Raw genomic sequence first — 14,281 nt, forward strand, 5'->3', positions numbered from 1 at the left:
GTGTCCGGGGCCGGGCCGGCCCGGCTCCCGATCAGTCGCGGTGGTGGCGGCCGGTGTGCGGGGAGCGAACGCCCGTCCCGTCGCCGTCCGAGGCGAGTCCGGCGACCCAGTCGACGTACTCCTCGTCCTGCGCCGCCAGCGACTCCGATGCGTGCTCGGTCCGGCCGGCGTCATCCGGCCCGCCGTCCTTGGCCCGGTTGCGGCGGAACAGGCCACGGAGCTTCGACTTCCCGCCGGCCGGCTCCACCTCGGCGGCGGGGCCCGTCGCGACGGCCTCGCCGTAGCCGGCGTGCCGGTCGGCCATCGGCGGGCCGACCGGGGCCGCGCGCCGGGCGTTGGCGAAGGCGTCCCAACGGGCCTCCCGGCTCAGGTCAGGGAGGGTCTGGTGTCGAGGGCGTGGCATCGGCTCGCCCTTGGTCTCGTCCGCCGCTGCGCCGGTCCGCTCGGGCGTGCCGCCGTCCGTGGCGCCGCCGCCTGTGGTGGCGCTGTCCGTGGTGGCGCCGCCGTCTGTGGTGGCGCTGTTCGTGGTGGTGCCGCCGTCTGTGGTGGCGCTGTTCGTGGTGGTGCCGCCGTCTGTGGTGGCGCTGTCCGTGGTGGCGCCGCCGTCCGTGGTGGCGCCGCCGTCCGTGGTGGCGCCGCCGTCCGTGGTGACGCCGCTGTCCGGTCCGGTGCTGCCGAGCGGCGCGACCGCCCGGCCCGGCGCGGGGATGACCGGCCGGCCCGGCGGGGGCACTACCGACCGGGCCGGCGGGGGTGCGACCGGCCAGGCCGGCCGGATGCTGCCTCGCCGGTCCGGCGCATCCTCGAAGATCGGGAAGCGCGGGCGTGGTGACGCCGGAGCCTCGACGGTGGTGGGGAGGTTGCTCGCGACCGGTTCGCCGTCGGAGAAGAAGTAGCTCCGCGTCCTTCGGTCATGGTCGGGCGCGGGATCCGGCGGGGCACCGGCCGGCTCATCGCCATGGCCCGGCGCACGGCTGCCGCGCGGGGACCGCGCGCCCGGTCGCGGGTCGGTCGAGTCGGGCTCGGTGGCACCGGCCACCAGGGCTTCCGTCACCGGAGGCCTCGCCACCAGCGCCTCCGCCATCGGAGGCCTCGCCACCGGCGTCTCCGCCACTGGAAGGCTCGCCGGCGGCGCCTCCGCCACCGGCCCTTCCGCCACCGGAGGGTTCGCCAGCGGCGCTTCCGCCACTGGTGTTTCCGCCGCCGGAGGGCTCGCCGGCGGCTCCTCGGTAACCGGCGACGACGCCGAACCCGGCAGCGCCGCCGTGGCGACGTTCGGTTGCGGCGAGGGCACCGGCTCGGGAACCCTGTCCGAAGCCGAAGCGGCGGCGCCTTCGTCGGGCTCGGCGGGCGGCTGCGGTGCCGGGCGGCCGGCGGCGAGCACGTCGATGGCGGAGGTACGCCGCCTCGGGGGCGGCAGCGCCGGCACCGGCAGGCTCCGCCTCGGGTCCTCCGCGTTTCGTCCGACGACCGGCTCGTCGATGCCGGCGTCGTCGTGGTCGGCGCTCGGGGGAGCGTCCGGGTCCGGTGGGACCGGGGTGGGAATCGTGGCCACCGGTCCCGGCTCGTCCATGGTGGTGCGATCGGGGGCCGGCCGAACGGTTTCGGGCCGACGGGGCGACGGCGTGACGGCGGTGGGCGACGGCCAGTCCCAGTGGGCGGGGGTGGCGGCCACCGCTCCGGTGGGGCTGCCCTCCGGTCCGGCCCCGGGGTGGTTCGGTTCGCCGACCGCACCGACCGCCGTCGACGGAAAGTCGGCGTCCGGCCCGGCGACGGTGCCCAGGTTGCCGGGAGCGGCGGGCAACGACGGCAGGGCCTGGAGGATGTCGGTGGGTTGGAGCGCGGTGACCTCCGGCTCCGCGATCGGCCGGCGCAGCACCGTGGTGGCGGCCGAGCCGAGCACGCCGGCGGCGACCGCGATCAGCGCCCCGTAGTAGGGAGTGAGCTGGTACCGGTCGGCAGCGGTGCCCGGGCCGGCGGTCAGGTACGTGAAAGCCAGCAGCACCGGCCCGGCTGCCCCGGCCGCCCCGCCGACCAGCGGCAGGTGACCGCGCCGGCGGGCCAGCCCGCCGACGGCCGCGCCGGCGAGCAGGGCGATCAGGGGCAGGAGCAGCACGGCCAGGCGCTGTGCGGTTTCGGCATCCAGCCACGACGGTTCGAGGACCCCGAGGCGTACGGTGACCAGCGGCCCAGTCGAGGACACCGCCGGCGCGACGGAGACCAGCGCGAACAGCCAGACGGCTGCCGCGGTGAGCGCGATGTTCCATCCGAACGGCGGCTTGAGCAGGACGATAACCGCCGCTCCCGCCCCGAGCACCGCGCCGAGGATCGCGCAGATGCCGACCGCCCACACCGGGTCGACGGTGCCGCCGAGTTCGGCGGCTCGGGCCGGTTGCATGCACAGCGGTGCGACCACGGTCGCGCCCAGCGCGGCGGCGCCGGCGACGGCGAGCTGTTCGTTGGTGCCACCCGGGGTGCCGTCCCGGCGGGCGAGGTGTGCGGTGCCGACGGCACCGGCCACCGCGGCGACCGCCGCGAACCAGCCGACCCAGGCGAGCTGGGCGGGCCACCGGTTGACCGCGTCGTCGGTGAACGCGCCGTCGAGGCGCACGACGCCGATCCCGTACGCGATGCCGAGCTGACCAGCCCCGGCCAGCACGCTCACCCCGAGCGCCGTGAGCAGCAGCCTGCCCCACGTCCGAAAGGCCATGCCCGGCACGTTACGGCCCGGTGACCGCGATCGCCACCAATGCCGCCGCGCGGCGCGGCGCGTCGGCCTGGTTACGCCGGGTGGCTACTTCAGTTCGACCAGACGTGCCAGGTAGGTCGTGTCTCCGACGTTGGTCAGCATGTGCACCGCGCCCGGGTCACGGTAGACCACCCCGCCGGTTGGTTCGTCGGCGTCGATCGTGAGCCCGTCGATGGTCTGCACGACGTTCTTGGCCCCCTGGATCGCGATGACCAGGTAGGGGTGGTCGTGCCGGTGCAGCGGCTGCCGCTCGCCCGGCTCCAGGCGGATGTGCCAGACGCGTACCTTGTCGTTCTCGTAGACGATCTCCTGGCCCACTGGGCCGAGCTCGACGTCGGCGGAGAGGTCGGTCATCGGGTCCCATTCAGTTGGGGGAGCACCTCGGCGGCGATGAGCTCCAGGTGGTCGAGGTCGTCGAAGTCGATGAGACGCAGGTGCGCCCGGGTGGCGCCGATCGCGGCGAACTCGCCGAGCCGGTCGACGAGCTGCGCGGGGGAGCCGACCACCGGATCCTCCGGCGGAAGGGCGCTCTTGACGTGCAGCGGCGCGGCCCGCCGCTGCGCCTCCGCGTCGGTACGCCCGATCGCCACCACGATCCCGGTGGAGAAGACCAGCGGCTCCCGCCCCGACCCGGTGCGCCCGACCCGGTCGCACGCCGCCCGCACCCGCTGGTACGCGTCGGCCGTCTCGGCGACGCCCTTGAACGGCACGTTGAACTCGTCGGCGTACCGGGCGGCCAGCTCGGGGGTGCGCTTCGGGCCCCGGCCGCCGATGATCACCGGCGGGCCGGGGCGCTGCACCGGCTTGGGCAGCGCGGGCGCGTCGACGAGCTGGTAGTGCTCGCCCTTGAAGCTGTACGTCTCGCCCGCCGGGGTGCCCCACAGCCCGGTGATGATCTCCAGCTGCTCGGCCAGCCGGTCGAACCGTTCACCGATGGCGGGGAAGGGGATGCCGTACGCGGTGTGCTCCCGCTCGTACCAGCCGGCGCCGATGCCCAGCTCGATCCGGCCGCCGCTCATCTGGTCGACCTGGGCCACCTGCACGGCCAGCGGCCCGGGCAGCCGGAAGGTGGCCGAGGTGACCAGGGTGCCGAGCCGGATCCGGGAGGTCTCCCGGGCCAGCGCGGCGAGCGTCAGCCAGGCGTCGGTGGGGCCGGGCAGCCCCGGGTCGTCGCCCATCGACCGGTAGTGGTCGGCGCGGAGGAAGCCCTCGAAGCCGGTCTCCTCGACCCGCCGGGCGAACCGGAGTTGGTCGTCGTAGCTGGCCCCGCGGTGCGGTTCGGTGAACACGGACACGCGCATGGTCAGCGACCTCCGGAGCCGGCCCGCGCCGGGGTCTGCGTCGGGTTGACGGCTCCGCCGGGGCCGGCCGGCGCCGGTACGTCCGGGGGGTTCCGCTCCATCAGCAGCTCGTGCAGGTCGGCGCTGATTCGGGCCACGTCGGCCAGGTGCGCGTTGCGGCCCAGGGTGCGCGGCCGAGGTACGTCGACCTCGACCACCTTGCGGATCCGGCCGGGCCGCGGGCTGAGCACGACCACCCGGTCGGCGAGCAGCACCGCCTCGTCGATCGAGTGGGTGACGAAGACGATGGTCGCCCTCGTCTCCATGTGCACCCGCTGGAGCTCGCCGGAGAGCTCCTCCCGGGTGAGCGCGTCGAGCGCCGAGAAGGGCTCGTCCATCAGCATCACGCGCGGTTCGCCGATCAGCGACCGGCAGAGCGAGACCCGCTGCTGCATGCCGCCGGACAGCTCGTGCGGCAGGCGTTTCTCGAAGCCGCCCAGCCCGGCCATCTCCAGCAGGGCCCGGGCCCGGTCGCGGTGCTTCGCCCGGCTCCAGCCGAAGATCTCGACCGGAAGCAGGACGTTGTCCAGCACCGAGCGCCAGGGCAGCAGCGCCGGACGCTGGAACAGCATGGCGATGTCCCGGCGTGGCTTCGTGATCGGCGTGCCGCCGACGGTGATCTCTCCGCCGGTCACCGGGAGCAACCCGGCGATCATGCGGAGCAGGGTCGACTTGCCGCAGCCGGATCGGCCGAGGATGGCGACGAACTCGCCCTCCGCCACGTCGAGGTCGATGCCGCGCACCGCCTCGACCCGCCCAGAACGGCCGTCGAAGGTGCGGGACACCCCGGACAGTCGGATCATCTGCCGCCGGCTCCTTCCACGTCTCGAACGCGAGCCGGCCTAGCGTATCGGCTTGTTCCCCTTAGCACTGTCAGGGGTGGACGGCAGCCCACTTTCCGTCGGACAACTTCGTTTCCGTTCCGCAACCCGTACGCCTGACGGCGTTCAGTGGCCTTCTCGTACGCTGTTGCGCGCGAAGAGTCCCCCCACGACGGTCCTGTCGGCTCGCTCCTACCGCCGGCACCGTCGGATCAAACGACCCGTCCGGGCGAACATGGCCCGGCCGGAAAGGACATGGTGCATAGATGAGAAGGCTGACCCGTACGGTCGCCGCCGCCGCGCTGGCCACCGCACTCGCCCTGGTCTCGGCCTGCAGCAGCGACTCGGGCAAGTCCGATGACGCCAAGGGCACGGGCGGCGCGCTGGAGAAGGTGACCTATCTCACCTCGTTCGGCAACTTCGGCCGTGACTCGTACGCCTGGGTGGCGAAGGAGAAGGGCTTCTTCAAGGAGGCCGGCTTCGACGTCGACATCAAGCCCGGGCAGGGCACCGGCGGGGTCATCCAGACCGTCACCGGCGGTCAGGCCGACTTCGGGCCGATCGACCTGACCGGCGGCATTCTCCAGGTGGGCAACGGCGATGCCAAGGACTTCGTCGTGGTGGCCGCGATCCAGCAGCGGACCATGGCCGCCATCGTCTCGGTCGACGGCAACAACATCGCGACCCCGAAGGACCTGGAGGGCAAGAAGCTCGCCGACGCCCCCGGCTCCGTCGTGCGCAACCTCTTCCCGACGTACGCGCGGCTGGCCGGCATCGACGGCAGCAAGGTGACCTGGGTCAACGGTGAACCGCAGGCCCTGATGGGCATGCTCGGCTCCGGCTCGGTCGACGGCATCGGCCAGTTCGTCGTCGGTCAGCCCACAGTCGCGGCGGTGACCAAGAAGACGCCGGTCGTGCTGCCCTACAGCAACGTCATGCAGGACCTCTACGGCAACGCGCTGATCACCTCCGCGAAGATTGCCAAGGAGAAGCCGGAGATGGTCAAGAAGTTCACCGCGGCGCTGCTCAAGGGCCTCGAGTACGCCCTGGCCAACCCGCAGGAGGCGGCGGACATCCTGAAGCAGAACGTGGATGCGACCAACCCGGCCGCGGCCAAGGCCGAGCTCGAGTTGATGGCCGCGTACGTCCGGTCCAGCAACTCCGGCACCGCGATCGGCACCCTGGACAGCGGCCGGGTCGCCAAGAGCATCGCCCTGCTGCAGGGCGCGGGCGCGCTCAAGCAGGACCTCACCCCCGAGCAGTTCATCGACTTCGACCTCGTGCCGAAGGCCTGACCGGCCGGCTCGGACATCGGGGGTGCGCTCCGCCGTCATGGCGGGGCGCACCCCCTTCGCGTGCCGGTCGTTCGGCCGGCCGAGAGAGGAGGACACCTTGACGCAGTTGACCAAGGCCGCCCCCGGGACACCGGGCGGGGCACCACCTAGGGCCACGTCGCGCCGGCTCACGGTACGCCCGGCGGTGGTGGCCCTGCCGGCGCTCGGGGTGGTGATCGTGGTGGCGGCCTGGTGGCTGGTCACCTCGGGCCTGCACCTGGTCCCCTCGGCGGCGCTGCCGCCGCCGCAGGACGTGTGGGCCGCGCTGACCGGGACGGCCCACGTGCTGCTGCCGGCGCTGGCGAGCACCACCTGGATGACGCTCTACGGCTTCCTGCTGTCGACGGTCGCCGGCGTGCTGATCGGGATGGCCCTGGCCGCCTCCCGGCGGGTGGAGCGGATGTTCGCCCCGCTGCTGGTGGCGGTCAACGCGGTGCCGAAGATCGCGTTCGGCCCGCTGCTGGTGGTCGTGGTCGGCTGGGGACAGAAGCCGATCCTGACCATGGTGTTCCTGCTGTGCTTCTTCCCGATCGTGCTCTCCACCGTGACCGGGCTGACCACCACCCCGGCCGACCTGGCCGAGCTGGCCCGGGCGTTGAACGCGTCGTGGTGGCAGTCGTTCCGCAAGGTGCGGTTGCCGGCCGCCCTGCCGCAGATCTTCGTCGGGCTGAAGGTGGCGATGCCGCTCGCCGCGATCGGCGCGGTGATCGGAGAGTTCTACTCGGACCGGCCCGGGCTGGGCTACCAGATCCTTCAGTACAACGGCGTGGGGGAATTCTCGACGGCCTGGGCGGCGATCATGCTGGTCGCGATGATGAGCATCCTGCTCTACGCCGCCCTCACCCTCGTCGAACGCCTCGCCCTCCCCTGGGTGAAAGCCACCACCTCCGCCCGCTGACCACCGAAGGTGTGGCCCGACCGCAACCGGCGGAGGGATCAAGCCTGACCGCCCGGAGCCGGTTGCGGTCGGGCCACACCACCAAGAGCAACCCCTAGCCGGCCAGTCGCCAGCGCCCACCCCGAGCCACGAGCGTCGTCAGCGCCTGCGGCATCAGCCCGGAGTGGTTGTCCGGGGTCATCCGGATCGGGCCCGTGAGCCCGTCGAGCTGCGAGGTCTCCAGGATGTCGCGCAGCGTGCTCCGGTCCACCGTGCCGGGTTTGCCGCCGGCGCGCAGTTCGGCTTCGGCGATGAGCTGGACCGCGTCGGCGGCGAACGACGAGGAGCCGTGGTAGCCGCCGAAGCGGGCGGTGTAGTCCTGGAACCACTGCCGGCGTGCGGCCTTGGCCGGGGTGGTGGCGATGACGTCGTCGATCACCATGGTCTGGGTGAAGATCAGCGTGGCCTGTTCCGTCGAGCGGGCCGAGGCGCCGAGGAAGAGCTCGCCGGCCGCCGCAGCGTCGAAGAACAGCGAGCCCTCGAAGTTGGCCTGCCGGGCGCGGGCGGCCGCCCGCGCGGCCTGCTCGGACGAGGCCCAGACGATCAGCGCCTGCGGGTTCTTCGCGAGCAGGTCACCGACCTGGCCGCTGACGTCGGTGTCGGTCGGGCGTACCGCCTCGGCCTGCTGCAGCTTGACGCCGGTCTTGTCGAACTCACGTTGCAGGGCGGCGAGCCCTTCCTCGCCGTAGCTGTCGGAGCTGTGCAGCACGGCCACCTTGCGAATCTTGCGGCGGCCCAGCTCGACGGTGAGGGTCGCGGCGCTGTCGGTCGCGTTCGGTGCCAGCTTGAACATGTAGTGGCGGTCGGCGATCGGTTCGGTGACGGCGGCGGAGGAGGCGAGCGCGATGGTCGGCACCCCCTTGTCGCCGATCGTCCGGGCGGCGCCGACCGCACATTCGTTGCAACCACCCATGATGATGGCGCTGACGCTCGAGTCCGCGCTGAATTCGTTGATGTTGCGCAGGGACTCGGCGGCGTCGGAGCGATTGTCCTTCACCTTGAGTTTAATCTCCCGGCCGCCCAGCGCGCCGGAGGAGTTCAACTGCTCGACCTTCAGTTCCAGCGCCCGTTGGTACACCTTGCCGGCGGGCGCGGAGGCGCCGGAGAGTTCGAGGTCCGCGGCGATCACGATCGGGCTCATGTTCTGCTGCTCCCCGCCGAACCTGCAGCCGGTGAGCGTGGTGGCCAGCACGGCCGATGCGAGCGCCGCGATGCTCGCGGAGCGGATGGGGCTCAACTCTGTCCTCCAGGTGCGGGGCGGGCGTTACGCCCGATCACCGCCGCTCGTCCGTCCTCATTGGAGCGACGGGATTGTTTGCCGTACGGTGTGCGCGAAGCCTGCAAAACCTTGCCAATGCCGGGCCCTGTGGTCAAGCGCGGATGCGGAAGCCGTTTTCGGGACGCCCATCCCACATATTGGGGTTGCGGGGAGCCGGCGGGTGATCACCGCGCAGATACGACCGGCCACCTGGGGTCACATGCCCAGTTCAGGGGCCTGGGGAAAAGAAGGTATTAGTTGACCGGAGCACGGGTTGAAGCCCCGCCGACCGTTTCCTGCCCCGCCGCGGCTTCCCAAACGGGATCATCTTTGATGAAATTCCGGCCGTGCCGCGCGTGGCGCTGGCCGCTGTACCAGGCACGGGTCGGCGGGGCGGGCGTGGAAGATACGACGGAGGCGATGTCGTGAGCACCGGACCTACGACCCTGCCCGAGAGCCCCGACGCCGATCAGCGAAAGCGGCGACGGCGGCTGCCTCGGCTTCGTGACGCGCGCATCCGTTCCAAGCTCGCCCTCATCCTGGTCGTCCCGGTCGCCGCGGTCATCGCACTGGCAACTATCCGACTCGTTTCGGTCGGCCAGGGCGCGTACGAGGCCACCCAGATCCGATCGCTGACCGCGTTGTCGATGGACGTCTCGGCGCTCGCCGACGACCTGCACAAGGAGCGGATGGCGGCGGCCGCCTACCTGGCCGGGCCGAACAACGGGTCGAACAAGGGGGAAAACTACAACCTGCGGGTACGGCGCACCGACGAGCGGATCGCGACGTACCGGCAGGAGCGGGGGCGGCTCGGCGACGTGCCGGCCTCGGTCCGTTCCCGGCTCCAGGTGATCGACGACCACCTCGCCACGCTGAACAGCACCCGGCAGGAGGTGCTGGACCGGCAGCAGATGCCGGTGGCCGAGGCGATCCTGCGCTACGGCATCGTCCTCAAGGACCTCGTCGCGTACGGCGACACCCTGGCCCAGCAGCCCGGCGCGGAGCAGATCGCCGACGCCCGCCGCGCGGTGGCCGCGTTCGCCCACGCCAAGGCGGAGGTCGCCGAGGAGCAGGCGGTCGTCTTCGCCGCGCTCGCCAGCGGCCGACTCGACGAGGAGGAGTTCTCCTCCTTCCTGACCACGATGACCGCCCAGCAGGAGGCGCTGCTCGCCTTCTCCCGGGCCGCCGAGCCAGCACAGCGGTCCCTGGTGGACAGCACCGTCTCCGGTGACGCGGTGCAGCTCGCCGACCGGGTGGCGAGCGACCTGTCCCGCTCGGTCGGGCAGGCGCCCGCGGTCAAGAGGGACGACGCCGCCACCGCCATCGGCGCGGTCAACGACCTGATGCGGTGGGCCGAGATCCAGCTCCAGCAGCGGCTGCTCAACGCGGCCGACCAGGTCCGCGCCGACGTGATCCGGCAGGCCGTCGTCGAGAGCCTGCTGGTCCTGCTCACGCTGGCCATCGCCGTGACGCTGGCCGTGGTGCTCGCCCGCTCGCTCAACGAGTCGCTGCGCCGGCTGCGCGAGGGCGCCCTGGCGGTGGCGAACCATGACCTGCCGGACGCGGTGAGCCAGCTGCAGAACGTCCAGGCGATCGGCGACGGCGGTGTGGACGAGATCGTCCAGCAGGTCCGGGACCCGATCAAGCTGACCAACCGCGACGAGATCGGCCAGGTGGCGGCGGCCTTCAACGTGGTCCACCGGGAGGCGGTCCGGGTGGCGGCCGAGCAGGCCGCGCTGCGGACCAGCGTCTCGGCGATGTTCCTCAACCTGGCCCGGCGCTCGCAGAACCTGGTCGACCGCATGATCGGCGAGCTGGACGCGATCGAGCGCGGCGAGGAGGACCCGAAGCGGCTCGCGCAGCTCTTCGAGCTCGACCACCTGGCCACCCGAATGCGCCGCAACGACGAGAACCTGCTGGTGCTGGCGGGCGCCGACTCGGCCGTGCCGCGCCGGGACGACGCGCTCCTGATCGACGTGCTGCGGGCCGCCCAGTCCGAGGTGGAGCTCTACAACCGGATCGAGTTCGGCACCGTCGACACCGACATCTCCGTCGCCGCGCACGCGGTCAACGACGTGGTTCGTCTCGTCGCGGAGCTGCTCGACAACGCCACCCGGTTCTCGCCGCCGAACACCATCGTGGTCGCCGACGGCCGGCGGATCCGGGACTACGTGCTGATTCAGGTCGAGGACCGCGGCCTCGGCCTGACCGACGAGCAGCTCGACTCGCTGAACCGGCGTCTGGCCGCCCCGCCGACGGTCGACGTGGCCGCGTTCCGGCTCATGGGTCTCGCCGTGGTGAGCCGGCTCGCCTCCCGCTACGGCATCCGGGTGGAGCTGCGACGCAACGTCGAGGGCGGCACCGTCGCCCAGGTGACCCTGCCCAACTCCGCCGTGGTGCTGCCGGCGAACCGGGGCCAGGCCTCGCTGCCCCGGCCGCGCCAGCCGCTCGCTGTCGAACAGTCTCCGGCGAGCCGGGGCGCTGCCCCGGCCGACCCGCTGGCCGGCGCGGGGCGGGGCGGCACGGCGACCCTCACCGACCAGTGGCCCGCCGCAACGCCGCCGCCCGCCCGTTGGCAGACCGCGGCCGAGGCGCGGGACACCGGCCCGGCCGTGCAGTTGGGCGGGGCGAGCGGCGCCCTGCCGAGTGGGCCGACGGCCGATCCGGTCCCGCCCGCGCCGTCGACCCCGGTGTCCGGTGCCGGCTGGTCGGCCGGTGGCCCCACCGTCACGTACCCCACGCTCGATGCGCTACCGAAGCGGGCTCCCAGTGCCGAGACGGGTGCGCCGACCGCCGCCGTTCCGCCGGCCTACCCGGCCGCGCCGGCGTACCAGTCGGTCGCGGCGGTACCTCCGGCGCCGGCCGCGCCGGTGGTGGCCCAGCCCGAGCAGCCGGCCGAGGCGCCGATCTTCCGGGAGATGGAAGCGGTCTGGTTCCGCTCGCACGGCAACGACGAAACCACGATCTTCACCCGACCGCGATTCGACGACGAGCCGCCGCCCGCCGCGACGCAGCCGGTCGCCACGGCTTCGCCGCCGCCGAGGCCGCCGCTGCCGAGCCGCACCCCGGGGGCCCAGGCGTCGGGGCTGACCACGCCCCCGCCGTACACCCCGCCGGCGGTGCCGCCGCCGGCCACCCCGCCCGCCGCCGTACCCCCGCCCGCCGCCGTACCCCCGTCGCCACCGACGGCCAACGCGGAGGCCTGGCGAACGGCGGCCGACGAGGGCTGGTCACGGGCCAGCCAGGCCGCGGAGCCCAGCAACGCCGGCACCACCCGCTCCGGCCTGCCCAAGCGGGTGCCGCAGGCCCAGCTCGTGCCCGGCGGCGTCGAGCCCAAGGGCGCCCGGTCCCACACCCGGCGGACGCCGGACGAAGTACGCGGACTGCTGTCGGCCTACCACCGCGGTGTGCAGCGGGGCCGGACGGCCGGCGCGGACCTGAACAGCACCTCGAACAAGGAGACGAACCAATGAACAGGCCGGCGGCCATGCAGGACATGGGTTGGCTGCTCACCAACTTCGCCGACAGCGTGGCGGGCATCGCCCACGTGGTGGCGGTGTCCGCGGACGGGTTGCTGCTCGCCTCCTCCCGCGATCTGCCGACGGACCGGGCCGACCAGCTCGCCGCGATCACCTCCGGCGTGGTGAGCCTGACCGAGGGCGCCGCCCGGATGTTCAGCGCCGGTGGGGTGCTGCAGACGGTCATCGAGATGGACAGCGGATACCTCTTCCTCATGTCGATCAGCGACGGCTCGTCGATGGCGGTGCTGGCTGCCCGCAGCTGCGACGTCGGCCAGGTGGGGTACGAGATGGCGCTGCTGGTGGAACGGGTCGGTCAGGCCCTGGTTCCGCTGCCGAGGGATGCCGTCCGGTCGTGATCGGGCGGCGGACGTGATCCGGAGCCGGTCCGGCTCCGTACGGAAGGGGAGGTGATCGCGAGATGGAACCACGGCGGGATCCGCGTGGGGCGCTGGTGCGACCGTACGCGGTCACCCGTGGCCGCACCGAGCCGTTGCAGAACATCGCGCTCGAGGCGGTGCTGTCGTGCAATTTCACCCAGTCGGCCGAGGCGCGGTTCGCCGGGCACGACAAGTACCGCATCGCCACGGTCTGCGAAGGCCGGGCACAGTCGCTGGCGGAGATCGCCGCGTACACCCGGATGCCGCTGGGCGTCACCCGGGTGCTGGTCGCCGACATGGTGGCCGAGGGCCTGCTGACGCTACACACTGCCGCTCCCGCGACCGGATTCCAGGAGCGGATGAACCTGCTTGGAAGGGTGCTAAGTGGACTTCGCGAACTATGACCCCGACGGGGCGAACCGCAGCCGGGAGATCATCTCCGCGAAGATCGTGATCGCGGGTGGCTTCGGGGTGGGCAAGACCACCCTGGTTGGGGCGATTTCCGAGATCACTCCGCTGAAGACCGAGGCGCTGATGACCGCGGCCGGCGTGGGCATCGACGACCCGTCGAAGGTGCCCGGCAAGGAGACCACCACGGTCGCCATGGACTTTGGCCGGATCACCATGGCCCAGGACCTGATCCTCTATCTGTTCGGCACGCCGGGCCAGACCCGCTTCTGGTTCATGTGGGACGAGATCATCCGGGGTGCGGTGGGGGCCGCCGTGCTGGTGGACACCCGGCGGATCACCGATGCGTTCGCCCCGCTGGACTACTTCGAGAACCGCAACCTGCCGTACGTGGTGGCGCTGAACCGGTTCGACGGCGCCCCGTTGTACGAGGTGGAGGAGGTTCGCGAGGCGCTGGCGATCTCGCCGGACGTGCCGTTGGTGCTGTGTGACGCCCGGCAGCGCGAGTCGGTCAAGCAGGTGCTGGTGACCGTCGTCGAGCACGCCATGCTCCGCCTTCAGGCCGAGCACGAACGTGGCTACCCGGCCCCGGTCGGCTGACGCCGGCTCGGCCCACCGGCCCTCAGCGCACCCTCGGCTCGGCCGTCGCCGTGAAGCCGGCCAGCTCGGTCGGCACGCGCTGACGGCCGTGGTTCGAGCGCACCTCGGTACGGGCCAGCTCCAGCCGGGCCCTACCGGTCACCACGAGGACCCCGTGGGCGCCGTCGACGAGCTCCGCCGGCGGTGCCCCGTCGGCGAGGAACATCCCGGTGTCGGCGGCCCGGATGTCCTCGGCCGCCGCCCACTCTATGATCAACGCTGCCCGTTTCTGGTGACAGAACTCCATCTGATGGAGTAGGCCACGCGGGTTGGTACCCCGTTTTGACCTGCTGCCGTGCGGCCGGGTATCGTTGCCTGCTGTTGTACGACATTCAGAGGCGTGCCGCATCAGGTACGCTTGGTCGTTCGTGCGCGCTGGTCCGACTGGGTAGCTCTGGTCACCTCGGCGCGCGACCCCAGACCGACGACGAGACAAGGTAGACCTGTGCGTACGTACAGCCCGAAGCCGGGTGAGATCGAGCGTCAGTGGCACATCATCGACGCCTCTGATGTCGTGCTGGGCCGCCTGGCGACCCACGCCGCCACGCTGCTGCGTGGCAAGCACAAGCCGACTTTCGCGCCGCACGTCGACACGGGCGACTTTGTCGTCATCGTGAACGCGGGCAAGGTCGCGCTGACCGGCAACAAGCGCCAGCAGAAGATCGCCTACCGCCACTCCGGTTACCCGGGTGGTCTGAAGCAGGTCGGCTACGACGAGCTGCTCACCAAGCGTCCCGACCGGGCCATCGAGCTGGCGGTGAAGGGGATGCTCCCGCACAACAAGCTCGGCCGTCAGCTTCTCAAGAAGCTGAAGGTCTACGCTGGCGCCGAGCACCCGCACGCCGCGCAGCAGCCGGTGCCGTTCGAGATCAAGCAGATCGCGCAGTGAGCGCGGGC

Annotated in this window: 13 protein-coding genes; 7 read left to right on the forward strand and 6 right to left on the reverse strand. The window is 72.2% G+C overall.

The features are described 5' to 3' along the window. Nucleotides 1-31: 31 nt before the first annotated feature. The 4 genes from AB0C02_RS04915 to AB0C02_RS04930 all read right to left on the reverse strand — a co-directional run bounded on the left by AB0C02_RS04915 (nt 32) and on the right by AB0C02_RS04930 (nt 4,892). Nucleotides 32-2,710, reverse strand: coding sequence for a hypothetical protein (locus AB0C02_RS04915; RefSeq protein WP_357541235.1), 2,679 nt, complete (start codon nt 2,708-2,710; stop codon nt 32-34). A gap of 84 nt (nt 2,711-2,794) precedes the next feature. Then, entirely contained in the window at nt 2,795-3,103 is a 309-nt protein-coding gene (locus tag AB0C02_RS04920) for a cupin (protein WP_357541237.1), read from the reverse strand. Beyond that, a complete protein-coding gene (locus tag AB0C02_RS04925; RefSeq protein WP_357541239.1) occupies nt 3,100-4,050 on the reverse strand; it encodes an LLM class F420-dependent oxidoreductase in 951 nt (316 codons plus the stop codon). Before AB0C02_RS04925 ends, AB0C02_RS04920 begins: the two co-directional genes overlap by 4 nt. 2 nt (nt 4,051-4,052) lie before the next feature. Continuing rightward, a complete protein-coding gene (locus AB0C02_RS04930) occupies nt 4,053-4,892 on the reverse strand; it encodes an ATP-binding cassette domain-containing protein (protein WP_357541241.1) in 840 nt (279 codons plus the stop codon). Between the two features lie 284 nt (nt 4,893-5,176). On the opposite strand from AB0C02_RS04930, the gene AB0C02_RS04935 reads away from it, so the two are divergent. Together AB0C02_RS04935 and AB0C02_RS04940 are read left to right on the forward strand one after the other, a co-directional pair. Next, nucleotides 5,177-6,205: an ABC transporter substrate-binding protein gene (locus AB0C02_RS04935; protein WP_357541243.1), complete on the forward strand. Its 1,029-nt coding sequence runs from the start codon at nt 5,177-5,179 to the stop codon at nt 6,203-6,205. Between the two features lie 97 nt (nt 6,206-6,302). Further along, nucleotides 6,303-7,142 carry an ABC transporter permease gene (locus tag AB0C02_RS04940; protein WP_357541245.1) on the forward strand — a complete coding sequence of 280 codons (840 nt, stop codon included), beginning with the start codon at nt 6,303-6,305 and terminating at the stop codon, nt 7,140-7,142. Nucleotides 7,143-7,236: 94 nt separating this feature from the next. On the opposite strand, the gene AB0C02_RS04945 is transcribed toward AB0C02_RS04940, so the two are convergent. Next, a complete protein-coding gene (locus AB0C02_RS04945) occupies nt 7,237-8,418 on the reverse strand; it encodes an ABC transporter substrate-binding protein (RefSeq protein ID WP_357541247.1) in 1,182 nt (393 codons plus the stop codon). Between the two features lie 446 nt (nt 8,419-8,864). On the opposite strand from AB0C02_RS04945, the gene AB0C02_RS04950 reads away from it, so the two are divergent. The 4 genes from AB0C02_RS04950 (at nt 8,865) to AB0C02_RS04965 (ending at nt 13,345) form a co-directional block, all read left to right on the forward strand. Beyond that, a complete protein-coding gene (locus tag AB0C02_RS04950; RefSeq protein ID WP_357541249.1) occupies nt 8,865-11,912 on the forward strand; it encodes a nitrate- and nitrite sensing domain-containing protein in 3,048 nt (1,015 codons plus the stop codon). Beyond that, nucleotides 11,909-12,316 (forward strand): roadblock/LC7 domain-containing protein, encoded by a 408-nt coding sequence (locus AB0C02_RS04955; protein ID WP_109946946.1) that lies wholly within the window; start codon nt 11,909-11,911, stop codon nt 12,314-12,316. Before AB0C02_RS04950 ends, AB0C02_RS04955 begins: the two co-directional genes overlap by 4 nt. 62 nt (nt 12,317-12,378) lie before the next feature. Then, nucleotides 12,379-12,741 carry a DUF742 domain-containing protein gene (locus AB0C02_RS04960; protein ID WP_357541252.1) on the forward strand — a complete coding sequence of 121 codons (363 nt, stop codon included), beginning with the start codon at nt 12,379-12,381 and terminating at the stop codon, nt 12,739-12,741. After that, nucleotides 12,722-13,345: an ATP/GTP-binding protein gene (locus AB0C02_RS04965; RefSeq protein WP_357541254.1), complete on the forward strand. Its 624-nt coding sequence runs from the start codon at nt 12,722-12,724 to the stop codon at nt 13,343-13,345. The genes AB0C02_RS04960 and AB0C02_RS04965 overlap by 20 nt, the downstream gene beginning before the upstream one ends. A 22-nt stretch (nt 13,346-13,367) precedes the next feature. Here the strand turns inward: AB0C02_RS04965 and AB0C02_RS04970 are convergent, their stop codons facing one another. After that, the gene (locus AB0C02_RS04970; protein WP_357541256.1) at nt 13,368-13,631 is read right to left on the reverse strand and encodes a hypothetical protein; all 264 of its coding nucleotides are present in this window, start codon (nt 13,629-13,631) and stop codon (nt 13,368-13,370) included. Between the two features lie 198 nt (nt 13,632-13,829). On the opposite strand from AB0C02_RS04970, the gene rplM reads away from it, so the two are divergent. Further along, the gene (gene rplM / locus AB0C02_RS04975; RefSeq protein WP_357541257.1) at nt 13,830-14,273 is read left to right on the forward strand and encodes a 50S ribosomal protein L13; all 444 of its coding nucleotides are present in this window, start codon (nt 13,830-13,832) and stop codon (nt 14,271-14,273) included. The last annotated feature ends 8 nt before the right edge of the window (nt 14,274-14,281 follow it).

It is taken from the genome of Micromonospora sp. NPDC048999 (genome assembly GCF_040649295.1).
Classification (GTDB): Bacteria; Actinomycetota; Actinomycetes; order Mycobacteriales; family Micromonosporaceae; genus Micromonospora.